This window comes from Salmonella sp. SAL04214, assembly GCF_046550615.1.
In the GTDB taxonomy this organism is placed as follows: domain Bacteria; phylum Pseudomonadota; class Gammaproteobacteria; order Enterobacterales; family Enterobacteriaceae; genus Salmonella; species Salmonella enterica.
On record NZ_JBGDXT010000001.1, the window covers coordinates 58,875 to 82,530 of the forward strand.

At 54.7% G+C, this 23,656-nt stretch carries 19 protein-coding genes; 8 read left to right on the forward strand and 11 right to left on the reverse strand.

What is annotated here, in order from left to right:
- The first annotated feature begins 55 nt into the window (after positions 1 to 55).
- The 4 genes from nanT to nanQ are packed head-to-tail and all read left to right on the forward strand — an operon-like array spanning position 56 to position 3,618.
- Positions 56 to 1,546 carry a sialic acid transporter NanT gene (nanT, locus tag ACLJQD_RS00290; RefSeq protein ID WP_017441466.1) on the forward strand — a complete coding sequence of 497 codons (1,491 nt, stop codon included), beginning with the start codon at positions 56 to 58 and terminating at the stop codon, positions 1,544 to 1,546.
- Positions 1,547 to 1,592: 46 nt separating this feature from the next.
- Complete coding sequence (locus ACLJQD_RS00295) at positions 1,593 to 2,282, forward strand: N-acetylmannosamine-6-phosphate 2-epimerase (protein WP_000054439.1); 690 nt, start codon at positions 1,593 to 1,595, stop codon at positions 2,280 to 2,282.
- Positions 2,279 to 3,154, forward strand: coding sequence for an N-acetylmannosamine kinase (nanK, locus tag ACLJQD_RS00300; RefSeq protein WP_000208969.1), 876 nt, complete (start codon positions 2,279 to 2,281; stop codon positions 3,152 to 3,154). The genes ACLJQD_RS00295 and nanK overlap by 4 nt, the downstream gene beginning before the upstream one ends.
- Positions 3,151 to 3,618 (forward strand): N-acetylneuraminate anomerase, encoded by a 468-nt coding sequence (gene nanQ / locus ACLJQD_RS00305; RefSeq protein WP_017441467.1) that lies wholly within the window; start codon positions 3,151 to 3,153, stop codon positions 3,616 to 3,618. Before nanK ends, nanQ begins: the two co-directional genes overlap by 4 nt.
- A gap of 82 nt (positions 3,619 to 3,700) precedes the next feature.
- On the opposite strand, the gene ACLJQD_RS00310 is transcribed toward nanQ, so the two are convergent.
- The 5 genes from ACLJQD_RS00310 to gltB form a co-directional block, all read right to left on the reverse strand.
- Entirely contained in the window at positions 3,701 to 4,981 is a 1,281-nt protein-coding gene (locus tag ACLJQD_RS00310; RefSeq protein ID WP_001648384.1) for a cytosine deaminase, read from the reverse strand.
- Positions 4,968 to 6,221 (reverse strand): cytosine permease, encoded by a 1,254-nt coding sequence (codB, locus tag ACLJQD_RS00315; RefSeq protein ID WP_017441468.1) that lies wholly within the window; start codon positions 6,219 to 6,221, stop codon positions 4,968 to 4,970. Before codB ends, ACLJQD_RS00310 begins: the two co-directional genes overlap by 14 nt.
- Before the next feature lie 115 nt (positions 6,222 to 6,336).
- A complete protein-coding gene (locus tag ACLJQD_RS00320; RefSeq protein ID WP_017441469.1) occupies positions 6,337 to 7,440 on the reverse strand; it encodes a YhcG family protein in 1,104 nt (367 codons plus the stop codon).
- 207 nt (positions 7,441 to 7,647) lie between these two features.
- A complete protein-coding gene (gene gltD / locus ACLJQD_RS00325; RefSeq protein ID WP_000081635.1) occupies positions 7,648 to 9,066 on the reverse strand; it encodes a glutamate synthase subunit GltD in 1,419 nt (472 codons plus the stop codon).
- A gap of 9 nt (positions 9,067 to 9,075) precedes the next feature.
- Positions 9,076 to 13,536 carry a glutamate synthase large subunit gene (gene gltB, locus ACLJQD_RS00330; protein WP_017441470.1) on the reverse strand — a complete coding sequence of 1,487 codons (4,461 nt, stop codon included), beginning with the start codon at positions 13,534 to 13,536 and terminating at the stop codon, positions 9,076 to 9,078.
- Between the two features lie 670 nt (positions 13,537 to 14,206).
- On the opposite strand from gltB, the gene ACLJQD_RS00335 reads away from it, so the two are divergent.
- The 4 genes from ACLJQD_RS00335 to mtgA all read left to right on the forward strand — a co-directional run bounded on the left by ACLJQD_RS00335 (position 14,207) and on the right by mtgA (position 19,171).
- Positions 14,207 to 15,136 carry a TIGR01212 family radical SAM protein gene (locus tag ACLJQD_RS00335; protein WP_001176887.1) on the forward strand — a complete coding sequence of 310 codons (930 nt, stop codon included), beginning with the start codon at positions 14,207 to 14,209 and terminating at the stop codon, positions 15,134 to 15,136.
- 93 nt (positions 15,137 to 15,229) lie between these two features.
- Positions 15,230 to 17,566: an aerobic respiration two-component sensor histidine kinase ArcB gene (gene arcB / locus ACLJQD_RS00340; protein WP_000809822.1), complete on the forward strand. Its 2,337-nt coding sequence runs from the start codon at positions 15,230 to 15,232 to the stop codon at positions 17,564 to 17,566.
- A gap of 226 nt (positions 17,567 to 17,792) precedes the next feature.
- A complete protein-coding gene (gene elbB / locus ACLJQD_RS00345; protein WP_001748596.1) occupies positions 17,793 to 18,446 on the forward strand; it encodes an isoprenoid biosynthesis glyoxalase ElbB in 654 nt (217 codons plus the stop codon).
- Positions 18,443 to 19,171 carry a monofunctional biosynthetic peptidoglycan transglycosylase gene (mtgA, locus tag ACLJQD_RS00350; protein ID WP_017441471.1) on the forward strand — a complete coding sequence of 243 codons (729 nt, stop codon included), beginning with the start codon at positions 18,443 to 18,445 and terminating at the stop codon, positions 19,169 to 19,171. The genes elbB and mtgA overlap by 4 nt, the downstream gene beginning before the upstream one ends.
- A 74-nt stretch (positions 19,172 to 19,245) precedes the next feature.
- Here the strand turns inward: mtgA and yrbL are convergent, their stop codons facing one another.
- The 6 genes from yrbL to rpoN form a co-directional block, all read right to left on the reverse strand.
- On the reverse strand, positions 19,246 to 19,878 hold the full coding sequence (gene yrbL, locus ACLJQD_RS00355) for a PhoP regulatory network protein YrbL (protein ID WP_000602198.1): 633 nt from the start codon (positions 19,876 to 19,878) through the stop codon (positions 19,246 to 19,248).
- Between the two features lie 248 nt (positions 19,879 to 20,126).
- Entirely contained in the window at positions 20,127 to 20,399 is a 273-nt protein-coding gene (gene npr / locus ACLJQD_RS00360; protein ID WP_000216797.1) for a PTS phosphocarrier protein NPr, read from the reverse strand.
- Entirely contained in the window at positions 20,396 to 21,250 is an 855-nt protein-coding gene (gene rapZ, locus ACLJQD_RS00365; RefSeq protein WP_000243749.1) for an RNase adapter RapZ, read from the reverse strand. Before rapZ ends, npr begins: the two co-directional genes overlap by 4 nt.
- Before the next feature lie 45 nt (positions 21,251 to 21,295).
- Positions 21,296 to 21,787, reverse strand: a complete 492-nt coding sequence (ptsN, locus tag ACLJQD_RS00370; RefSeq protein WP_000609332.1) for a PTS IIA-like nitrogen regulatory protein PtsN — start codon at positions 21,785 to 21,787, stop codon at positions 21,296 to 21,298.
- A 117-nt stretch (positions 21,788 to 21,904) separates the two neighbouring features.
- Positions 21,905 to 22,192: a ribosome hibernation promoting factor gene (hpf, locus tag ACLJQD_RS00375; protein ID WP_001176589.1), complete on the reverse strand. Its 288-nt coding sequence runs from the start codon at positions 22,190 to 22,192 to the stop codon at positions 21,905 to 21,907.
- Positions 22,193 to 22,214: 22 nt separating this feature from the next.
- A complete protein-coding gene (gene rpoN / locus ACLJQD_RS00380) occupies positions 22,215 to 23,648 on the reverse strand; it encodes an RNA polymerase factor sigma-54 (protein WP_000809020.1) in 1,434 nt (477 codons plus the stop codon).
- Between the last annotated feature and the right edge of the window lie 8 nt (positions 23,649 to 23,656).

The window sequence follows — 23,656 nt, forward strand, 5'->3', positions numbered from 1 at the left end:
ATAAGGCGGAGCCGCCATTCGGCATAACGACAACAAAAATCGTCGGGAGAGTAAAATGAGTACTTCTACCCAAAACATCCCGTGGTATCGCCATCTCAACCGGGCGCAGTGGCGGGCATTTTCCGCTGCCTGGCTGGGATATCTGCTTGATGGTTTTGATTTTGTGTTGATTGCTCTTGTACTGACTGAGGTACAAAGCGAATTTGGGCTGACGACGGTACAGGCGGCAAGCCTGATTTCTGCGGCTTTTATCTCTCGCTGGTTCGGCGGGTTATTACTGGGCGCGATGGGCGATCGCTATGGGCGTCGTCTGGCGATGGTCAGCAGCATCATTCTGTTTTCGGTGGGAACCCTGGCCTGCGGGTTTGCGCCCGGTTACACCACCATGTTCATCGCCCGACTGGTGATTGGTATGGGCATGGCGGGCGAATATGGTTCCAGCGCGACCTATGTGATTGAAAGCTGGCCAAAACATTTACGCAATAAAGCCAGCGGTTTTCTGATTTCCGGCTTCTCCGTCGGCGCGGTCGTTGCCGCGCAGGTGTACAGCCTGGTGGTGCCTGTCTGGGGCTGGCGCGCGCTGTTTTTCATTGGCATTTTGCCAATTATCTTCGCCCTCTGGCTGCGGAAAAACATTCCGGAAGCGGAAGACTGGAAAGAGAAACACGCGGGTAAAGCGCCGGTACGCACGATGGTCGACATTCTTTATCGGGGCGAATATCGCATCATCAACATTTTAATGACCTTCGTCGCCGCCGCTGCGCTGTGGTTCTGTTTTGCCGGTAATCTACAAAATGCTGCGATTGTGGCGGGGCTGGGACTACTGTGCGCGGTTATCTTTATCAGTTTTATGGTGCAGAGCAGCGGTAAACGCTGGCCCACTGGCGTCATGCTGATGCTGGTGGTACTGTTTGCTTTCCTCTATTCCTGGCCGATTCAGGCGCTATTACCCACTTATCTGAAAACCGAGCTGGCCTACGATCCGCATACGGTAGCGAATGTCCTGTTCTTTAGCGGATTTGGCGCGGCGGTTGGTTGCTGCGTAGGCGGTTTTCTTGGCGACTGGCTGGGAACGCGTAAAGCCTATGTCTGTAGCCTGCTGGCCTCGCAAATCCTCATTATTCCGGTCTTTGCGATTGGCGGCACAAACGTCTGGGTTCTGGGTCTGCTACTGTTTTTCCAACAGATGTTGGGGCAGGGGATTGCCGGGATTCTGCCGAAACTGATCGGCGGTTACTTCGATACCGATCAGCGCGCGGCGGGGCTGGGCTTTACTTATAACGTCGGCGCGCTCGGCGGCGCGCTGGCGCCGATCCTGGGAGCGCTGATCGCTCAACGTCTGGATCTGGGCACTGCGCTGGCATCGCTCTCTTTCAGCCTGACGTTTGTCGTGATCCTGCTTATTGGGCTTGATATGCCGTCTCGCGTACAGCGTTGGCTACGTCCGGAAGCGTTACGCACCCACGATGCTATTGACGACAAACCGTTCAGCGGAGCCGTACCGCTTGGCAGTGGTAAAGGTGCCTTTGTAAAAACGAAAAGTTAATCCGCTTGCCCGGTTTTAAACCGGGCAATATTTGTAAGGGAGTAGTATGTCGTTACTTGAACAACTGGATAAAAATATTGCCGCTTCTGGCGGCCTGATTGTCTCCTGCCAGCCCGTTCCGGGCAGTCCGCTGGATAAGCCGGAGATTGTAGCGGCAATGGCGTTGGCGGCGGAACAGGCGGGCGCGGTTGCGGTGCGTATTGAAGGCATAGACAACCTGCGTATGACCCGCTCGCTCGTTTCGGTACCCATTATCGGCATTATCAAACGCGATCTGGACGACTCTCCAGTGCGCATTACCCCTTTTCTCGACGATGTAGATGCGCTGGCGCAGGCCGGCGCAGCTATTATCGCCGTTGATGGAACCGCTCGGCAACGGCCGGTAGCCGTTGAGGCGTTGTTGGCGCGCATTCATCACCACCATCTACTGGCGATGGCCGACTGCTCATCCGTGGACGATGGTCTCGCCTGTCAACGGTTGGGCGCGGACATTATCGGCACGACAATGTCCGGCTACACCACCCCCGATACGCCGGAGGAACCCGATCTGCCCTTAGTCAAAGCGTTGCATGACGCCGGATGCCGGGTAATAGCCGAAGGGCGCTATAACTCGCCAGCACTGGCGGCGGAGGCGATCCGTTATGGCGCATGGGCGGTGACGGTAGGGTCCGCCATTACCCGTCTGGAACATATCTGTGGATGGTATAACGACGCATTAAAAAAGGCGGCGTCATGACTACGTTAGCAATTGATATTGGCGGGACTAAACTTGCCGCCGCGCTCATCGACAAAAACTTGCGCATTAGCCAGCGTCGCGAGCTACCGACCCCCGCGAGCAAAACGCCGGATGCGTTACGTGAAGCATTAAAGGCGCTGGTTGAACCACTACGGGCAGAGGCGCGTCAGGTAGCGATAGCTTCTACCGGGATCATTCAGGAAGGGATGCTGCTGGCGCTAAACCCCCATAATCTGGGCGGCTTGCTACACTTTCCGTTAGTGCAAACACTGGAAACGATCGCTGGCCTGCCGACGCTGGCGGTGAACGACGCGCAGGCGGCGGCCTGGGCGGAGTATCACGCGCTCCCTGATGATATCCGCGATATGGTATTTATCACCGTTTCAACCGGCGTTGGCGGCGGCGTTGTCTGTGACGGCAAGCTCCTTACCGGAAAAGGCGGTCTGGCCGGGCACCTGGGACACACCCTGGCGGACCCACACGGGCCCGTATGCGGCTGTGGACGCGTTGGCTGCGTAGAGGCCATCGCCTCCGGACGAGGGATGGCCGCGGCGGCGCGGGACGATCTGGCGGGATGCGACGCCAAAACCCTATTTATTCGCGCTGGCGAAGGTCATCAGCAGGCGCGACATCTGGTAAGCCAATCCGCGCAGGTAATAGCGCGAATGATCGCCGATGTGAAAGCGATTACCGACTGCCAGTGTGTGGTCATTGGCGGCAGCGTAGGGTTAGCTGAGGGATACCTGGAGCAGGTTCGCGCGTTTTTGATGCAAGAGCCTGCGCCTTATCACGTGGCGCTGAGCGCCGCTCGCTATCGGCATGACGCAGGATTATTAGGCGCTGCTTTGTTAGCTCAAGGAGACACATTATGATGATGGGGGAAGTACAGTCGTTGCCTTCTTGCGGGTTGCATCCGCGACTGCTGGATGCCTTGACTCTCGCGCTGGCGGCAAGGCCGCAGGAGAAAGCGCCGGGGCGCTATGAATTGCAGGGCGACAATATCTTTATGAATGTAATGCAGTTAACGACGCAAATGCCGACCGGGAAGAAAGCGGAATTGCATGAACAATACATTGATATTCAGCTACTACTAACCGGCGTCGAGCGTATTGTGTTTGGGATGTCCGGTGCCGCTCGCCAGTGCGAGGAGATGCACGTTGAAGAGGATTACCAGCTTTGTAGTCAAATTGCCGACGAGCAGACTATTACGCTGCAAGCGGGGATGTTTGCTGTGTTTATGCCGGGAGAACCGCATAAACCGGGATGTGCAGTGGGTGAGCCAGATGACATCAAAAAAGTGGTAGTGAAAGTACGCGCCAGTCTGCTGGCGGCCTGAATCTCTTGCCGGAGCAGTCTTCCGAACGCAGCCCCTTACGGGGCTGCGTGGTGAATGTGCCGGAGAGCGCGGGTATGACGGGTTAACGCTTAAACGTTACGGCTTCCGGCTGGGTCAGGTGCAGCGTCGTCTGGCTCGGCACCGTCTCGGCAATCACCCGCCCGTGGCGAATCGAGTAACGGGCAGGCGTCTGGCGACGTACCGCATCGAATCCATTCTCAGCGGGTAAGATAACCAGATTCGCGGCATGGCCGACGCTCAGACCGTAGTCCTGTAAATGCAGGGTTTTTGCGCTGTGAGTTGTGATCAGATTTAACCCGTCGTTGATTTGCCCATACCCCATCAACTGGCAAACGTGTAACCCCATATGCAGCACTTGCAGCATATTTGCGGTGCCTAATGGATACCACGGATCGAAGACGTCATCATGGCCAAAGCAGACGTTGATCCCCGCTTCCAGCATCTCTTTCACTCGCGTGACGCCACGACGTTTCGGGTAAGTGTCAAACCGCCCTTGCAGATGAATATTCACCAGCGGGTTGGCGACGAAGTTAATCCCCGACATTTTCAACAGGCGGAACAGGCGTGACGCATACGCGCCGTTGTACGAGTGCATAGCCGTGGTGTGGCTGGCGGTCACGCGCGCCCCCATGCCATCACGATGCGCCAGCGCCGCGACCGTTTCGACAAAGCGAGACTGCTCGTCATCAATTTCGTCGCAGTGCACATCGATCAAGCGATCGTATTTCTGCGCCAGGGCGAAGATTTTGTGCAGCGATTCAACGCCATATTCCCGCGTGAACTCAAAGTGCGGAATGGCGCCAATAACGTCAGCGCCCAAACGCACGGCTTCCTCTAACAGCGCTTCACCGTTGGGATAAGACAGAATACCTTCTTGCGGAAAGGCGACGATTTGCAGGTCTACCCACGGCGCAACCTCTTGCTTCACTTCCAGCATGGCTTTCAGCGCGGTGAGCGTAGGATCTGAAACGTCAACGTGAGTACGAACGTACTGGATGCCGTTAGCCATCTGCCATTTCAGGGTCTGCATCGCGCGCGCTTTCACATCTTCATGCGTGAGCATTGCTTTACGTTCTGCCCAGCGCTCAATCCCTTCAAACAGTGTGCCGGACTGGTTCCAGCTCGGTTCACCCGCCGTTTGCGTGGTATCCAGGTGGATATGTGGCTCAACAAACGGTGGAATAGCCAGACCGCCTTCGGCATCAAGCACTTCGCCCTGCGGTAACGATGCGGCTTCCTGAGGCTCAATCCGGCTAAAGCGCCCGTTTTCAATCGTAATCTGCCATAATCCTTCGTGTCCCTGCAGACGCGCCTGACGAATGGTGATGTTATTGTTCTGCATGGCTGACCTCTGGTGATTTAGCAAGGCTGCGGTTGAAAAGTGGATTCAGCAGGATATAGCTGAAGACGCCGCCGAGTACGGCGTTGACGGGCACAATACCAGGAACATAATGTCCGGCGGCGATGCCCAGCGCGACGGAAAGAATAGCAATCCAGTTAACAGGAATAAAGCGCACGATGTTGAAGTCGGCATAGCGGCGGCGGTTCAACAGATAGTCGGCAATAATCACTCCGCCAACCGGTGGGATGGCAGATGACAGGAACGTCAGCCAGCCGACAAAATTATTGTAAAGCCACAGCGCGCACACGGTACCGATAATCCCGTTCACCACCGACAGCGTACGGCTGGAAAGACCGGTAATATTGGCGAAGCCCAGACCCGATGCGTACAGCGCGTTATCGTTGGTGGTCCAGATATTCAGGCCGAGCACCACAATCGCGGGCAGCAGCAGCCCCTGCGCTATCATCACGTCAGAGATATCCGCCTGACCGACGGCGGCAGCGCCTGCCGCGCCAAAGATAAACATCAGCGAGTTGCCGAGGAAAAAAGCGACCATCGCAATCAGTACGGCGCTTTTGGCATGACGCCCGAAGCGGACGAAGTCGGCGGTCAATGTACCGGCGCTGACAAACGATCCCACCACCAGCGCCAGCGCGCTGGAAAAATCCAGCGGCGTCTGCGGCACTATCGTTTTTAAATGCTCCAGCCCACCCACGCCGCTGATCGCCAGCCAGACGGAGTAGCTGCCCAGAATAACGATCGCGGGTACGGCAACGATAGACAAAATGGTCAGCGCCGAGATGCCGAAAAAAATGGTCAGGGTCATCAGTAGACCCGAAACGGCAATCAGGATATTGGCATCAATGCCCGTCGCTTTACTGACCGGAATAGCGAACATCGCTACGCCAACGCCAAACCAGCCTACCTGTGTGCCGCCTAGCAGCAGCGAGGGAAGCCATGATCCTTTAACGCCAAAGGAGTAACGTGCAAGGAGGTGGGTGGAGAGTCCGGTTTTTGCGCCGATGTAGCCAAGAAATGCAGTGTAGATACCGAGGAGGAGATTACCGAAGAGAACTGCGAGGAAGAAATCATTATAAGAAAGACCGGTGCCAAGTGTCCCTCCGGTCCACATACTGGCGGAAAAAAACGTTAAACCCAACATGACAAACGTCAGTGGAATCACGCCCTTCCGCGCCGCCAGAGGGACGGGGCCCTGGCTATAATTGTTGTCCTGCGACACAACGCCTCCATGAATTTTGCCCAAAAAATCCGCCGCATAATATACAGTTCTCAGAATAAAGCAAACGTTTTCGTATGATATTTTTTTGATAATTATTCATGGCATTAATGGTTCGTTAGTTTTTCTCCGTTGTCAGTGAACCACCGCGTGTGAGTTGAGTTTGCAGCATGGTTTGCGAACGAATAAGTTCGTCTGTGAGTAATTTTTCGTCGGGCAACTGCACTTTGTACTCGCTCGCCATGATGGTGTTTGGCAGGCCAGTCAGCGCGTAATGCGCTTCCCCCGCGCCTTTCCCTGCGCACAAAACCAGGCCGACTGGCGGGTTTTCTCCGGGCATTGTCCAGTGCTCTTTGGCATAGTTCAGGTACATATTCATCTGCCCGGCATCCGCATAACCGAATTTGCCTACCTTCAGGTCAACGAGCAACAGGCAGCGCAAGCGACGATGGAAGAACAGCAGATCGACGCGGAACCAGCTATCGTCTATGCGTAGTCGGCGTTGGCGGCCAACAAAAGCAAAATCGTCACCAAGTTCCAGCATAAAGTCCATCAGGTGGCTGAGCAGCGCGTCTTCGAGATCTGATTCGGAATACTCGTCCTTCAGGTTAAGAAATTCCAGAATGAACGGGTCGCGTATGGCTTGCTCCGGCAAAACGTTTGGCTCGGCGGGTGCAGGCTGCTGCAACATGGCGGATTTGTCGTGGGACAGTAGCGTTCGTTCGTAAAACTGAGTGGCGATTTGCCGATCGAGTTGCCGTACGGACCAGCCGTTACGTAGCGTCTCTTTCTCGTAAAAAGTGCGGGCATCGTTATCTTTCACCGACAGCAGACGCACATAAGCTGACCAGGGAAGAGGGAATGTTTTGGCGAGCGGTATGAGATTTGAAGATTCCGCAGACAGTGTCTGCGGAATTTCAATGTGTTGAAAACAAAGATAAAATGTACGAATTTGCCATAGGTTTCTGGTGGAAAAACCGCGCTTATAGCGCTGACTTAAATCTACCGATAATCGTTCGATAAGCTGGGTGCCATAGGCCGCTCGCGCTTCTCCTCCCTGTTCAAATTCGACAATGCGTCGGCCAATTTCCCAGTAGGTGGCAGTCATAATGGCATTGATGCTGCGCACGGTCTCGGTACGTGCCGTATCGACCAGACGAATAATACCGTCATGAATTTGCTGATATTCATCAGACTGTGGCACTAAAGTTGGATTCGTCATGTCATCCCTTACGTGATAGTTTCATTGTGAAATTAGAACGCTATCAATACGCTTCAGGCGTAAACGGATCAATCTATGAACGGATTTTACATGGCATTACATCTCGATTTACGAGCGGGTTTCCAGAATCGGCAGGAGAGATATTGAGGAGAGGAATATCGGCTCCCCAGCCATCAGCACAAGGCATTAACCGGGGAGCCGGAAGGGTTATACTTCGAGGTAGTTCATAATCCCGTCAGCCGCTTTACGGCCTTCCGCAATCGCCGTCACCACCAGATCGGAACCGCGCACGATGTCGCCACCGGCGAAGATTTTCGGGTTGCTGGTCTGGAAAGCATTATCGCTGCGTTCCGGCGCGATAATTCGTCCCTGCGAGTCCAGTTCCACGCTGTGTTTCGCCAGCCATTCCATGCTGTGTGGACGAAAACCAAACGCCATCACCACCGCATCAGCCGGAACCACATGCTCGGAACCGGCGACGATCTCCGCCCGCCGACGGCCTTTGGCATCCGGTTCGCCCATTTCAGTGCGCACCATTTTTACGCCGCTCACTTTGCCGTTGGCATTGACTTCAATGCCCAGCGGTTGAACGTTAAACTGAAACTCGACACCTTCCTCGCGCGCGTTTTTCACTTCGCGTCTGGAACCCGGCATGTTCTCTTCATCACGACGATAAGCACAGGTTACGTGCGTTGCGCCCTGACGAATGGAGGTACGTACGCAGTCCATTGCGGTATCGCCGCCGCCCAGCACCACCACGCGTTTGCCTTCCATGCTGACATATGGTTCGTCGCTGGTTTCGCCAAACCCCATGATCTGCTTCGTATTGGCGATAAGGAACGGCAGAGCGTCGAAAACCCCGTCCGCATCTTCATTTTCCAGCCCGCCGCGCATCGACTGATAGGTGCCGACGCCAAGGAATACCGCATCGTAATCTTTCAGCAGATCTTCAAGCTGTACATCACGACCCACTTCGGTATTAAGTTTGAACTCAATACCCATGCCGGTGAAGATCTCGCGACGGCGGGTCATCACCTCTTTTTCCAGTTTGAAAGCTGGAATACCGAAGGTCAGCAGGCCGCCGATTTCCGGATGGCGATCAAAGACCACCGCCTTCACGCCGTTGCGGGTCAGCACGTCGGCGCACGCCAGCCCTGCCGGACCTGCGCCGATAATCGCTACCCGTTTGTCCGTCTGGCGTACGCCGGTCATATCCGGGCGCCAGCCCATTTCGAACGCTTTATCGTTGATATAGCGCTCAATGTTACCGATGGTCACTGCGCCGAACTCATCGTGCAGCGTACAGGAGCCTTCGCACAGGCGGTCCTGCGGGCAGACGCGGCCACACACTTCCGGCAGGGTGTTGGTCTGGTGCGATAGCTCAGCCGCCTCAAAAATACGCCCTTCATTAGCCAGTTTCAGCCAGTTCGGGATGTAGTTATGTACCGGGCATTTCCACTCGCAGTAGGGGTTCCCGCAGGACAAACAGCGATCCGCCTGGGCTTTCGCCTGACCTTCAGAAAACGGTTCGTAGATTTCAACAAATTCGATCTTACGGATCTTCAGCGGTTTCTTCGGCGGATCAACGCGCTGCAGGTCGATAAATTGATAAACATTCTGGCTCATTTCAATTCCTTACTGCGCCTGCACGCGCAATTCTGCCGCACTACGACTACGGTGGCCCAACAGGGCTTTGACATCGCTGGACTTGGGCTTCACTAACGCGAATTGGGTTGAGAAGCTTGACCACCTGGACAGGATCTCTTCGCCGCGTTGCGAACCAGTATGCTGCACGTGCTCGGTGATCAGACCGCGCAGATGCTCTTCGTGGATAGCCAGCGAATCAACGTCCAGTACTTCTACCAGTTCCGGGTTTACGCGTTTACGGAATTCGCCATCTTCGTCCAGCACATAGGCGAAGCCGCCGGTCATGCCCGCGCCGAAGTTAACGCCGGTTTTACCCAGCACGCAGACGATGCCGCCGGTCATGTATTCACAGCCGTTGTCGCCGATGCCCTCTACTACGGTAATCGCCCCGGAGTTACGCACGCCGAAACGTTCGCCCGCGCGGCCCGCCGCGTACAGACGGCCACCGGTCGCTCCATACAGGCAGGTGTTGCCGATAATGCTGGCTTTATGACTGAGGAAGGCGGAACCTACCGGCGGTCTGATGGCGATCAAACCGCCTGCCATACCTTTACCGACATAGTCGTTGGCATCGCCAGTCAGATATAACTCCACGCCGCCCGCGTTCCACACGCCAAAGCTCTGGCCTGCGGTACCGCTGAAGTGCGCTTTAATCGGATCGGAAGCCAGCCCCTGATCGCCGTGGGTCTGTGCGATGTAGCCGGAAAGCGACGCGCCGACGGAACGATCGGTGTTGCGGATGTCGAACCAGAAGGTTTTGCTCTGGCGCGCATCGACAAACGGTTTCGCCTGCTGCAACAGTTGCGCATTCAGCACGCCGTTATCAAATGGCGGGTTATTCTCGGTGCAGTACAGCGCTTTACCCGGATGAGGTTCAGCGGTTTCCAGTAGACGAGACAGCGCCAGCTTCTGCTGTTTAGCGGTGAAGCCCTCCAGCTCTTTAAGCAGGTCGGTGCGGCCAATCAAATCCACCAGGCGGGTCACGCCAAGCGAAGCCATCAGCTCGCGCACTTCGCGGGCGATAAATTCAAAGTAGTTGGTTACTTTGAACGGCAGGCCGTGATAGTGGTTCTTACGCAGTTTTTCATCCTGCGTCGCCACGCCGGTTGCGCAGTTGTTCAGATGGCAAATGCGCAGGTATTTACAGCCCAGCGCCACCATCGGGCCGGTGCCGAAGCCGAAACTTTCCGCACCGAGAATCGCCGCTTTAATGATGTCGACGCCGGTTTTCAGACCGCCGTCCACCTGCAGACGAATCTTGTGACGCAGACCATTGGCGACCAGCGCCTGCTGGGTTTCAACAAGTCCGAGTTCCCACGGACAGCCCGCATATTTCACCGAAGAGAGCGGGCTGGCGCCGGTACCGCCGTCGTAGCCGGCGATAGTGATCAAATCCGCATAGGCTTTCGCCACGCCGGTCGCGATGGTGCCGACGCCCGGTTCGGACACCAGCTTCACGGAGATCATCGCCTTCGGGTTGACCTGTTTGAGGTCGAAAATGAGCTGCGCTAAGTCCTCGATAGAGTAAATATCGTGGTGCGGCGGCGGGGAGATCAGCGTCACGCCCGGCACTGAATAGCGCAGTTTAGCGATATACGGAGTGACTTTATCCCCCGGCAACTGACCGCCTTCGCCCGGTTTCGCGCCCTGCGCGACTTTAATCTGAATCACATCGGCATTGACCAGGTACGCTGGCGTCACGCCAAAACGGCCGGAAGCCACCTGCTTGATACGCGACACTTTATTGGTGCCGTAGCGCGCCGGGTCTTCGCCGCCTTCGCCGGAGTTGGAGTTGCCGCCGAGGCTGTTCATCGCTTCCGCCAGCGCTTCGTGCGCTTCCGGACTTAATGCGCCGATAGACATGGCTGCGGTATCAAAGCGTTTAAACAGCTCACTGGCGGGCTCAACCTCGTCGATAGTCACCGCCTCGCCGTCTGGATGTATCGCCAGCAGATCGCGCAGCGTTGCCGCCGGACGCTCATTGACCAGTTTGGCGTATTCCTGATAATCGCTGTACTCGCCGCTCTGTACCGCCTGTTGCAGGGTACGCACGACATCCGGGTTATAGGCGTGATATTCGCCGCCGTGGACGTACTTCAACAGGCCGCCAGGGCTAATGGGTTTGCGCGCCAGCCAGGCGCGTTTGGAGAGATTCAGCAGATCCTGCTGGAAGTCATCAAAGCTCGCGCCGCCGATACGGCTGACCACGCCCTGGAAGCACAGGTTTACCACATCATCGTGCAGTCCGACCGCTTCAAACAGTTTGGAGCAGCGGTAAGAGGCAATGGTCGAAATGCCCATTTTGGACATAATCTTGTACAGCCCCTTGTTGATGCCGTTACGGTAGTTCTGCATCACGGTACGGTAGTTTTTGGCGATGGCCTGGGTATCAATCAGACGCCCCAGCGTTTCGTAGGCCAGGTACGGATAGATGGCCGTTGCGCCAAAGCCGAGCAGTACCGCAAAGTGATGCGGATCGCGGGCGCTTCCGGTTTCTACGATGATGTTGGCGTCGCAGCGCAGGCTTTGTTCCACCAGACGCGTTTGCACCGCGCCCACCGCCATCGGCGCGGGCACCGGCAGGCGATTCTTACCGATATTGCGATCCGAGAGGACCAGCAGCACGGTGCCGTTGCGCACCATCTGTTCCGCTTTATCGCACAGCGCTTTAACCGTCGCGTCCAGTGTGGTTTCGGTGACATCAAAGGTAATGTCAAGCCAGTCGGCGCGGTAGTGATGCTCGCTCATGGTAGTGAGCTGTTTGAAATCGGAGTACAGCAGAATTGGCGATTTAAAACTCAGGCGATGGGCCTGACCTTCCGCTTCGCAGAAGACGTTCATTTCGCGACCGATGCTGGTGGCGAGCGACATGACGTGCGCTTCACGCAGCGGGTCGATAGGCGGGTTAGTGACCTGCGCGAACTGCTGGCGGAAGTAGTCGTAAATAATACGCGGCTGGCTGGAGAGCACGGCAAAGGGGGTATCGTCGCCCATTGAACCGACGGCTTCCTGGCCGTTTTCGCCCAACACGCGGATAACCGAGTCCAGCTCTTCGGCGCTGTAGTTAAACTGTTTTTGATAGCTGGCGAGCAGGTCATCGTCCAGTTCGCGGCTACCGACTTCTTCATCAGGCAGCTCTTCAAACGGCACCAGACGGCGGACATTCTTTTCCATCCACGCTTTATACGGATGGCGGCTTTTCAGATCGTCATCGGTTTCCGCGGAATGCAGAATACGTCCGCCGCGGGTGTCGATCACCATCAGCTCGCCTGGGCCGACGCGGCCTTTCTCGACCACTTCATCCGGCTGATAGTCCCAGATACCGACTTCGGAGGCGCAGGTGATCAGCTTATCTTTGGTAATGACATAGCGCGCCGGGCGCAGGCCGTTACGGTCAAGGTTACAGGCGGCGAAGCGCCCGTCGGACATCACGATGCCTGCCGGACCGTCCCACGGCTCCATATGCATGGAGTTAAAGTCAAAGAAGGCGCGCAGATCCTGGTCCATATCCGGGTTGTTCTGCCAGGCGGGCGGCACCAACAGGCGCATGGCGCGGATAATGTCCATCCCGCCTGCCAGCAACAGTTCCAGCATGTTGTCCAGCGAGCTGGAATCCGAACCGGTTTCGTTAACAAACGGCGCAGCGGACTGTAAATCCGGGATCAGCGGCGTCTGGAATTTATAGGTACGGGCGCGCGCCCACTGGCGGTTGCCGGTGATGGTGTTAATCTCGCCGTTATGCGCCAGGTAGCGGAACGGCTGCGCCAGCGGCCAACGCGGCACGGTGTTAGTAGAAAAGCGCTGGTGGAACAGACAGATGGCCGATTCCAGACGCAGATCCGCAAGATCCAGGTAGAAGCGCGGCAGATCCGCCGGCATACACAGACCTTTATAAATGTTGACCAGGTTCGACAGGCTGCATACGTAGAAATCTTTGTCGTCCTGCAGGCGTTTTTCAATGCGTCGGCGGGCGATAAACAGACGGCGCTCCATATCACGCGGACGCCAGCCCGCCGGAGCGTTGACAAAAATCTGCTCAATACGCGGCAGGGAGGAGAGGGCGATTTCACCGAGCACGCCTTCATTGGTTGGCACATCGCGCCAGCCGACAATCGACAGGGTTTCCTGCTGTAATTCTTCTTCGACAATATGGCGTGACGTGGCGGCCAGTTCAGGATCTTTATTCAAAAAGATCATCCCGACGGCGTAGTTTTTGGCTAAGCGCCAGCCGCGCTCTTCGGCCACGATGCGAAAGAAACGGTCAGGTTTTTGTAACAGCAAGCCGCAACCGTCGCCGGTTTTACCGTCGGCAAGGATCGCGCCACGGTGCTGCATCCGGGCCAGCGCGTGTATGGCGGTACGCACTACCTTGTGGCTAGGTTCGCCTTCTATGTGGGCGATCAGGCCGAAACCACAGTTATCCTTCTCAAGGGATTTATCGTACAACATATCAGTGAACCTCCCCAGGCTCTACGGGACGCTCTCCCAACCGACGGCGCGCGGGCACAGCAAGAGCATGGCGACGGGGCTGGCGCATCATACGCTTACCTCGCATTCGCCCTCTTTGTGTCCTTTGCGCATTGGTAAATACGGTTAAGAGGGAATCTCAATTACTGCATAAATATGATGAGCAGACGGCTCATCCAGAAAGCTTCCAGCGGATCCCCAACTTATCGGGAATCCACACCCAGGTCAAATGGCAAACTGATTTATGCAAAAGTGTGCTGTAGCACAGATAACTTTTTTAATCTGTTGAAATTAAAAGGTTTTTATAGAAGGGCTGCTAATACGGAGCGGCAGAAAGCCTGTGATCTGTCTCACTATAAGAGCCGCTCGCCAGGCATTATCTGACCTTGCTTTTTCAAAAATCTTGGCATTTTATGCTGTTTTAAGCGTGAGCAGTATTGAATGCTACTGTTTTTATCGATGACCCAGCAAACGCTGAAAAAAGAGGGGAATATCAGGAAAAATCATCAGCGGGATTATGAATGAAATATCGTTTATTTTGCTTGATTATGCAATTGGTAAAAGCCTTCCGGGACGATTGATCCAGGTCATCGCCAAAGGAGACTAAAAATGGCAGGCTTTGGCCTCTTTTTAAGAGGCGGTCTATCAGATTATGCAGTTACAGAAATTAGTCAATATGTTTGGTGGGGATCTTTTACGTCGGTATGGGCAAAAGGTTCATAAGCTGACGCTTCATGGCGGTTTTAGCTGCCCTAATCGCGACGGCACCATCGGGCGTGGCGGTTGCACCTTCTGTAATGTCGCCTCTTTTGCCGATGAGGCGCAGCAGCATCATTCGATTGCCGAGCAGCTTGCGCATCAGGCGCATCTGGTAAACCGCGCTAAACGCTATCTGGCCTATTTCCAGGCCTACACCAGCACCTTTGCGGAAGTGCAGGTGCTGCGTTCCATGTATCAACAGGCGGTCAGCCAGGCCAGTATCGTCGGGTTATGCGTCGGTACGCGTCCGGATTGCGTCCCGCAGGCAGTAGTAGATTTACTGTGTGAATATAAAGATCAAGGCTACGAGGTGTGGCTGGAACTGGGATTGCAAACCGCGCACGATAAAACCCTGCGCCGAATTAACCGCGGGCATGACTTCGCCTGCTATCAGCGTACCACCCGGATTGCCCGGGAGCGCGGGCTGAAAGTGTGCGCGCATCTGATTGTGGGGCTGCCGGGCGAAGGGCAGGCAGAATGCCTGCAAACCATGGAGCGTGTGGTGGAGACGGGCGTTGACGGTATTAAACTGCATCCGCTGCATATTGTGAAAGGCAGTACGATGGCCAAAGCCTGGGAAGCGGGGCGGCTGAACGGCATCGAACTGGACGACTACACGCTAACGGCAGGTGAGATGATTCGTCATACGCCGCCGGAGGTAATTTATCACCGAATTTCAGCCAGCGCTCGCCGTCCGACGCTGCTTGCCCCGCTGTGGTGCGAGAATCGCTGGACGGGGATGGTTGAGCTGGACAAATACCTGAATGAGCATGGCGTGCAGGGCTCTGCGCTGGCCCGTCCCTGGATACCACCTGTAGCGTAGCGTGATGAGGGGCGCTACGCATATTTCGCACAATATTCAACGCGGTTCCCATAATTGGGTATTATGTGCGAAGTTGTGGTGAAGGAATCCTCTATGAAGCAAATTCGTATGCTGGCGCAATACTATGTCGACCTGATGATGAAATTGGGTCTGGTGCGCTTTTCCATGCTCCTGGCGTTGGCATTGGTGGTGCTGGCGATTGTCGTGCAGATGGCGGTGACCATGGTGCTGCATGGTCAGGTTGAAAGTATCGACGTTATTCGTTCCATCTTTTTTGGCCTGTTAATTACGCCCTGGGCGGTCTATTTCTTATCCGTTGTTGTTGAACAACTGGAAGAGTCAAGGCAGCGACTGTCGCGTCTGGTGCAAAAGCTGGAGGAGATGCGCGAGCGCGATCTCAAGCTTAACGTACAGTTGAAGGACAATATTGCCCAGCTTAATCAGGAAATTGCCGATCGCGAAAAAGCGGAAGCGGAGCTGCAAGAGACATTTGAACAGCTAAAAGTAGAAATTAAAGAGCGTGAAGAGGCGCAAATCCAGCTAGAACAGCAATCCTCTTTTCTGCGCTCCTTTCTGGACGCCTCGCCGGATTTGGTTTTTTATCGTAATGAGGATAAAGAGTTTTCCGGCTGTAACCGCGCAATGGAATTGCTAACCGGCAAGAGCGAAAAACAGCTGGTGCATTTGAAGCCGGAAGATGTGTACTCTCCCGAAGCGGCGGAGAAAGTCATTGAAACCGATGAAAAAGTATTCCGCCATAACGTCTCCCTGACCTACGAACAGTGGCTGGATTATCCGGACGGACGAAAGGCCTGCTTTGAAATTCGTAAAGTGCCTTATTATGACCGTGTCGGTAAACGTCATGGCCTGATGGGATTTGGTCGTGATATTACCGAACGTAAGCGTTATCAGGACGCGCTGGAGCGCGCCAGCCGCGACAAGACCACGTTTATCTCTACCATCAGTCATGAGCTGCGCACCCCGCTTAACGGCATCGTCGGTTTAAGCCGCATCCTGCTGGATACCGATCTCACCGCCGAACAGGAAAAATACCTTAAGACAATCCATGTCTCCGCCGTGACGTTAGGCAATATTTTCAATGATATCATTGACATGGATAAGATGGAGCGGCGTAAGGTTCAGCTTGATAACCAACCGGTTGATTTCACCAGCTTTATGGCCGATCTGGAAAACCTTTCCGGTTTGCAGGCGCAGCAAAAAGGGCTACGTTTTGTGCTTGAGCCGACGCTGCCGTTGCCGCACAAAGTCATTACCGACGGAACGCGTCTGCGCCAGATTTTATGGAATTTGATCAGCAATGCGGTGAAGTTTACTCAGCAGGGCCAGGTGACGGTGCGGGCGCGCTATGATGAAGGCGACATGCTGCACTTTGAAGTGGAAGATTCCGGGATCGGCATTCCGCAGGATGAGCAGGATAAAATTTTCGCCATGTATTATCAGGTGAAAGACAGTAACGGCGGCAAACCGGCAACGGGGACCGGTATCGGGCTGGCGGTCTCCCGTCGGCTGGCGAAAAATATGGGCGGCGATATTACCGTTTCCAGTCTGCCGGGCAAAGGATCGACCTTTACGCTAACGGTTCATGCGCCAGCGGTGGCGGAAGAGGTGGAGGACGCCTTTGATGAAGATGACATGCCCCTGCCCGCGCTGCATGTTCTGCTGGTCGAAGATATTGAACTGAACGTAATCGTGGCGCGTTCGGTACTGGAAAAACTGGGTAACAGCGTGGATGTCGCGATGACCGGCAAGGCGGCGCTGGAGATGTTCACGCCGGGCGAATACGACCTGGTCTTACTGGATATTCAGCTACCGGATATGACGGGGCTGGATATTGCCAGAGAACTGACCCGTCGCCACACTCGGGAAGATTTACCGCCGCTGGTAGCGCTTACGGCTAACGTTCTGAAAGATAAAAAAGAGTATCTGGACGCTGGTATGGACGATGTGCTGAGTAAGCCGCTGTCGGTGCCGGCCTTAACCGCGATGATTAAAAAATTCTGGGATGCCACCGATAAAGAGGAGAGTACCGTGACGCCTGAAGAGAGCGATAAAGCGCAAGCGCTGCTGGATATCCCGATGCTGGAACAATACATCGAGTTGGTTGGGCCTAAATTGATCACCGACGGTCTCGCGGTGTTTGAAAAAATGATGCCTGGCTATTTAAGCGTGCTGGAGTCCAATCTGACGGCGCGTGACAAAAAAGGCGTCGTTGAGGAAGGGCATAAGATTAAAGGCGCCGCCGGTTCGGTAGGGCTGCGTCATCTGCAACAGCTTGGCCAGCAAATCCAGTCGCCGGATCTTCCCGCCTGGGAAGATAATGTCGCGGAATGGATTGAAGAGATGAAGCAGGAGTGGCAGCACGATGTCGCGGTGCTGAAAGCCTGGGTGGCAAACGCGGAAAAAAAATGACCCCGGTTTGACCGGGGTGCGCGAATACTGCGCCAACACCAGGGAAATCGTGGCTGCGCCGTGCTTATTATGATGATGTCAAAGGCGCAGTCCTGTTTTCAGGCCGCACGCAGTTAAGATAGCAAATCCTAAATGATTTGTTACATGAATCATTTAAATGTGTGAAGCGTAGCATTTTAATCAAAATTATTAATGGGCTTGAGTCGGTTGCAGGAGGATGTTCACCATGAAAAAAATTGGCGTAGTGCTCAGTGGATGCGGCGTCTATGACGGCGCCGAAATTCATGAGGCCGTTCTGACGCTGTTGGCCATTGCCCGCAGCGGCGCGCAGGCTATCTGCTTCGCGCCGGATAAACCACAAGCGGATGTTATTAATCACCTGACCGGCGAAGCGATGGCGGAAACGCGTAACGTCCTGATTGAGGCGGCGCGTATTACGCGGGGCGATATTCGTCCCCTGTCCCAGGCTCAGCCAGAGGAGCTGGATGCGCTCATTGTGCCTGGTGGTTTCGGCGCGGCGAAGAACCTGAGTAATTTCGCCAGCCAGGGGAGCGAATGCCGGGTGGATAGCGATGTCGTCGCGCTGGCGAAGGCCATGCACCAGTCCGGCAAGCCGCTGGGATTCATCTGTATCGCGCCCGCAATGTTGCCGAAGATCTTTGACTTCCCGCTACGTCTGACAATAGGGACGGATATTGATACCGCTGAAGTACTTGAAGAGATGGGGGCCGAACACGTACCTTGCCCGGTTGATGATATCGTTGTGGACGAGGATAACAAGGTCGTGACCACCCCTGCCTATATGCTGGCGCAGGATATCGCCCAGGCGGCAAGCGGCATTGATAAATTAGTGTCGCGCGTGCTGGTTCTGGCGGAATGAGCAAACGACGCATCGCGCCGTTAAGGTTTTTGCGCCGTCTACTTTTACGTATCCTTGCTGCGCTCGCCGTCTTTTGGGGCGGCGGCATTGCGCTGTTTAGCGTGGTTCCGGTGCCTTTTTCGGCGGTGATGGCGGAACGGCAGATTAGCGCCTGGCTCGGCGGAGAGTTCGGTTATGTGGCGCATTCTGACTGGGTCAGTATGGCGGATATCTCGCCGTGGATGGGGCTGGCGGTAATTGCGGCGGAAGACCAGAAGTTCCCTGAGCACTGGGGCTTTGATGTTCCGGCGATTGAAAAAGCGCTGGCGCATAATGAGCGGAATGAGAGCCGTATTCGCGGCGCCTCTACGCTTTCGCAGCAAACGGCGAAAAATCTCTTTTTATGGGATGGACGCAGTTGGGTGCGCAAAGGTCTGGAGGCCGGGCTAACGCTGGGTATTGAAACTGTCTGGAGCAAAAAGCGCATTCTCACGGTTTATCTGAATATCGCGGAGTTTGGCGATGGTATTTTCGGCGTGGAGGCTGCGGCACAACGGTATTTTCATAAACCCGCCAGTCGCTTGAGTATGTCTGAAGCCGCGTTGCTGGCGGCGGTATTGCCAAATCCGTTACGCTATAAGGCGAATGCGCCTTCCGGCTATGTGCGTAGCCGGCAGGCGTGGATTATGCGCCAGATGCGCCAACTGGGCGGGGAATCTTTTATGACGCGCAACCAGCTTAATTAATTTTGCCGATTGGCGGCGCGAACGCCTTATCCGGCCTGCGATCTGTGTCGTCCAGGCCTGATAAGCACAGGCCATTAAGCTTCGTGAGAAGTAAGCGCCAGCCGTTTCTTGTCTTTTGGCTGCGCGTCCCTCTCCAGGGCAACGGTCAGCGCAGGCTGGGCGATAAACCGCTGCCACACTCTCTCCAGTTTGCGTTCACAGCACCATGTTGACCAGGTTGCCAGCGGGATAAAGGTACTTTCCCCCAGATTGTCGCAAACCACCGGAACCACTTCTGACTCGCTGATACGCTGGCACAGGATGTTTTGCGGCTTCAGCGACATCGTCACAATATGGTTATCCAGCAGGTAACGTTTCAGTTTTTTCAGTAGCCGCCGCAGGACAGCGACATCCTCTTCATAACGACATTGCGCGGCGAACTCGGTCAGGGTAATAGAGGGCGCGCCGTTGAAATCGGTAATCATGTCGTAGACATAGCCAGTGCCGCAATCGGTTTCTACCGTGCCGTAATAACGGGGGATAGCGCTCCAGTCTGTCAGGTAGCGAGACAGATGCGCATAGTAGCTCAGTTCACGCCGAATCTCTTTATCACCGCCGTGGTCACGGTTGTAAATGACTTTTATGCAACGCCGGGCATTATCCGGATGCGTATAGCATTTACGATGTCGACCGGCGCCCAGCGGAGTCTGTTTCGATAAGAGGATCATGGCAAGTCCTGGAAAAATTTATTCACATAAATTTAGTATGGACAAAGAACTTAAACAAAACCTAAACGAAATTTTTTAAGGTTTTCTTAATGTTTTTATGCATAGGTAAAGCGCACGAAATGTACAAATCTTACGAAAGGGCGGGGCTGCGGGACAAGTGGCAGGCAGGCGTAACACGCCCGGTTTTGGGGTGACTGTCATCAAATACCGGGACGGCGTTGGGGGAAATAGGGTATAGAGGGGGAGGTTTAGTCTTCGTCAAAGCCGGAATTGAACAGCGCGATAACCGCCGCCAGCGCTTCAACTTCTTGCGGGCCGGTGGCTTCAATTTCGATCTGACGCCCCTTGGCGGAGTCGAGCATTAACAGAGCGATGACGCTGTTCGCTTCCGCTTCAGTGCCTTCGTCATTGCGTAATAGCACCTCGGCGTCAAACCCCTGCATCAGTTCGAAAAGCTTCATGGCAGGCCGGGCATGCATGCCCAGCTTATTGGTGACTTCAACAGTTTGCTTTACGGTCATGTTTTGCGTTTTTCCAGCGTGCGATGGCGAGACTGGACATTTTTACCGCGCGAGCGGAAGTAGTCTGCCAGCTGTTCTGCAATATACACCGAACGGTGTTTCCCGCCGGTACAACCGATAGCGACGGTAAGGTAGCTGCGGTTGTTGGTCTCCAGCATCGGTAACCATAGCTCAAGATAGCTGCGAGTCTGATAGATAAAATTGTGAACTTCTGTGTGTCGGTCAAGAAACGCGGCTACCGGCTTATCAAGCCCGGTCATGGGGCGCAGTTTTGGATCCCAGTGCGGGTTGGGCAGAAAGCGGACATCAAACACATAGTCCGCATCAATCGGGATACCATGTTTAAAGCCGAAGGACTCAAATACCATCGTCAGTTCACGCTCGCGTTTGCCCAACAGCCGGGTACGCAGCATCTCCGCCAGCTCATGGACGGACATTTCTGAAGTGTCGACGATCAGATCCGCACGTGAGCGTAACGGCTCCAGCAAGTCACTCTCTTTATCGATCGCACTCTCTAAAGAAAGATTTTTGCTGGAAAGCGGATGCAAACGGCGCGTGTCGCTGTAGCGGCGAATCAAGGTATTGCGGTCGGCATCAAGAAACAGCAATTGCGGCGAGAAAGCGCCAGGCAGATTATTCATCGCCTGTTCAAAAATCTCAGGTGATTCAGGCATATTGCGCACATCAATGCTGACGGCGGCGGAAATCTGGCGATCGGCCAGCGTTCGCGCCAGATCGGGCAACAGCACGACGGGGAGGTTATCCACGCAGTAAAATCCCATATCTTCCAGCGCGCGCAGAGCGACAGATTTACCTGATCCGGAACGCCCGCTGACGATCATCAGTACCATGTACCGTTTCTCCTCACAACGACAGAAATAAATGCCATTGAGTTGTTATGCCTCATTCTGCTCACCTTCGGTGTCAGTAATGATTTGATACAGCTCTTCATCATTCAGCGCCGCGCGCAGGCGGCGGCAGATCGTTTTATCCGCCAGACGTTTCGCCACCAGCGACAGCGTGTGCAGATGCGTTTTAGTTTGATCGGCGGGCACCAGCAGGGCGAAGAGGAGATCGACCGGCTGGTTATCGATGGCGTCGAACGCGATTGGCGTTTCGAGCTGAACGAACACGCCGACGGCGCGTAAGGTATCTTCTTCCAGTTTCCCGTGCGGGATGGCGATACCATTACCAATACCGGTACTGCCCATTTTTTCGCGTGTCAGAATGGCTTCAAACACGACCTGAGGAGGTAAACTGAGCTGTTTTGCCGCCAGTTCGCTGATGATTTCCAGCGCGCGTTTCTTACTCTGACAATGAACGCCGCTACGCGTACACTCCTGGTTAAGTACACTGCTCAGTTGTAGAGTCGTATCGTTATTTATCATAATTTCACCTAAGAACCTGTCCTGTCAGGTTGATGGCCAGGTTCGGAGCGCTAACTGTACAAATGGCCCGTTGTGTCACACAACAGGCCGTCCTGCACTGGCTAACTGCCCGGACAATTAGTGTTGTTTCAGTTTATCTTTATGCCTGGTTAACTGCCTTGCCAGTTTATCAATCAAGCCGTCAATGGCGGCATACATATCCTGGCCTTCCGCGCTGGCGTGAATTTCGCCGCCGTTAACGTGTAGCGTCGCATCCGAGATGTGCGTGACCTTCTCCACTTTCAACACCACGTATACCTGATTAATCCGCTCAAAATACTGTTCAAGTTTGGCGAATTTTGTCGTCACAAATTCACGCAGGGCTTCAGTAATTTCGACATTATGTCCGGTGATATTGAGCTGCATAGTGTCTTCCTTATCGGTTGGGTCAAACTAGCTGTTTGCGTTGGTTTGACGGCGGAATGGATAAAGACTCTCGGTACTTCGCAACAGTGCGGCGCGCCACCATGATACCTTGTTCTGACAGCAGAGAGGTTAACTTGCTGTCGCTCAGTGGTTTCGCGGGGTTTTCCGCCGCAATTAACTTCTTCACCAGCGCGCGAATCGCGGTGGAAGAGGCTTCGCCTCCGCCTTCGGTATTGACGTGGCTGGAAAAGAAATATTTGAGTTCAAAAATACCGCGCGGGCTGTGCAAATACTTCTGCGTGGTCACGCGGGATATAGTGGATTCGTGCATCTCGACGGCCTGGGCGATATCCGCCAGTACCATCGGTTTCATATATTCTTCGCCCTGTTCAAAAAAGGCTTGCTGTTGCTCGACGATGCAGCGACTGACGCGCAGCAGCGTGTCGTTACGGCTTTCAAGGCTTTTTATCAGCCATTTCGCATCCTGTAAATTACTGCGGATGAACTGGCTGTCGGCATCGTTGCGCGCGCTATTGCACATGGCGGCATAGTGCTGGTTAATCTGTAAACGGGGAATACTGTCGCTATTAAGCTCCACCGTCCAGCGACCGTTATGCTTGCGTACCAGCACATCCGGGATAACGTACTCCGGCTCGCCGGTCTGGATCGATTGACCGGGTCTGGGATCGAGCGACTGAATCAGGTTTACCGCCTCTTTCAGCACCTCTTCTTTTAGTCGGGTAACGCGCATCAACGTGCGGAAATCGTGGTTGGCCAGCAGATCAAGGTGATCGCAGATAATGAGCCGCGCCTCTTCCAGCCACGGCGTGGATTTGTCGAATTGTGAAAGCTGGATCAGCAGACAGTCGCGAAGATCTTTTGCCGCGACGCCTACCGGATCAAAACGCTGAATGCGCTTCAGAACGGCTTCGACCTCATCGAGATCCACCTCTACATCGCCCATGCTTTCGCGAATTTCGTCCAGGGATACGGTGAGATAACCGGTATCATCTACCGCATCGACAATGGATGTCGCAATAGCGCGATCGGTATCCGAGAAGGGCGTTAGCTCAACCTGCCACATCAGATAATCCTGCAACGACTGCGTCGTTTCGCCCTGATAGACGGGCAGCTCATCGTCGATATAATCGCCGCTGGGGCCGGACGGCGTCCCGGCGGTGTAAATTTCATCCCAACTGGCGTCAAGCGGCAGCTCTTCCGGCATCTCTTTTTGTTCGAGCGCGTCGGCGGTATCGAGAGGATCGTTATCCTGAGGTTGCTGAGTGTCGATTTCGTCATGAAGATCGGTTTGCTCAAGCAGCGGGTTATTTTCCAGCGCTTGCTGGAGTTCCTGCTGAAGTTCCAGCGTAGACAACTGCAACAGACGGATGGCCTGTTGTAGCTGAGGCGTCATCGCCAGTTGTTGGCTAAGCCTGAGTTGCAAACCTTGCTTCATATTCAGAG

Excerpts from the sequence above, each read along its gene's own strand:
- nanT (WP_017441466.1), top strand. The coding sequence starts at position 56 with ATGAGTACTTCTACCCAAAACATCCCGTGGTATCGCCATCTCAACCGG.
- ACLJQD_RS00295 (WP_000054439.1), top strand. The coding sequence starts at position 1,593 with ATGTCGTTACTTGAACAACTGGATAAAAATATTGCCGCTTCTGGCGGC.
- nanK (WP_000208969.1), top strand. The coding sequence starts at position 2,279 with ATGACTACGTTAGCAATTGATATTGGCGGGACTAAACTTGCCGCCGCG.
- nanQ (WP_017441467.1), top strand. The coding sequence starts at position 3,151 with ATGATGATGGGGGAAGTACAGTCGTTGCCTTCTTGCGGGTTGCATCCG.
- ACLJQD_RS00310 (WP_001648384.1), bottom strand. The coding sequence starts at position 4,981 with ATGCAGAACAATAACATCACCATTCGTCAGGCGCGTCTGCAGGGACAC.
- ACLJQD_RS00320 (WP_017441469.1), bottom strand. The coding sequence starts at position 7,440 with ATGACGAATCCAACTTTAGTGCCACAGTCTGATGAATATCAGCAAATT.
- gltD (WP_000081635.1), bottom strand. The coding sequence starts at position 9,066 with ATGAGCCAGAATGTTTATCAATTTATCGACCTGCAGCGCGTTGATCCG.
- gltB (WP_017441470.1), bottom strand. The coding sequence starts at position 13,536 with ATGTTGTACGATAAATCCCTTGAGAAGGATAACTGTGGTTTCGGCCTG.
- ACLJQD_RS00335 (WP_001176887.1), top strand. The coding sequence starts at position 14,207 with ATGCAGTTACAGAAATTAGTCAATATGTTTGGTGGGGATCTTTTACGT.
- arcB (WP_000809822.1), top strand. The coding sequence starts at position 15,230 with ATGAAGCAAATTCGTATGCTGGCGCAATACTATGTCGACCTGATGATG.
- elbB (WP_001748596.1), top strand. The coding sequence starts at position 17,793 with ATGAAAAAAATTGGCGTAGTGCTCAGTGGATGCGGCGTCTATGACGGC.
- mtgA (WP_017441471.1), top strand. The coding sequence starts at position 18,443 with ATGAGCAAACGACGCATCGCGCCGTTAAGGTTTTTGCGCCGTCTACTT.
- yrbL (WP_000602198.1), bottom strand. The coding sequence starts at position 19,878 with ATGATCCTCTTATCGAAACAGACTCCGCTGGGCGCCGGTCGACATCGT.
- npr (WP_000216797.1), bottom strand. The coding sequence starts at position 20,399 with ATGACCGTAAAGCAAACTGTTGAAGTCACCAATAAGCTGGGCATGCAT.
- rapZ (WP_000243749.1), bottom strand. The coding sequence starts at position 21,250 with ATGGTACTGATGATCGTCAGCGGGCGTTCCGGATCAGGTAAATCTGTC.
- ptsN (WP_000609332.1), bottom strand. The coding sequence starts at position 21,787 with ATGATAAATAACGATACGACTCTACAACTGAGCAGTGTACTTAACCAG.
- hpf (WP_001176589.1), bottom strand. The coding sequence starts at position 22,192 with ATGCAGCTCAATATCACCGGACATAATGTCGAAATTACTGAAGCCCTG.
- rpoN (WP_000809020.1), bottom strand. The coding sequence starts at position 23,648 with ATGAAGCAAGGTTTGCAACTCAGGCTTAGCCAACAACTGGCGATGACG.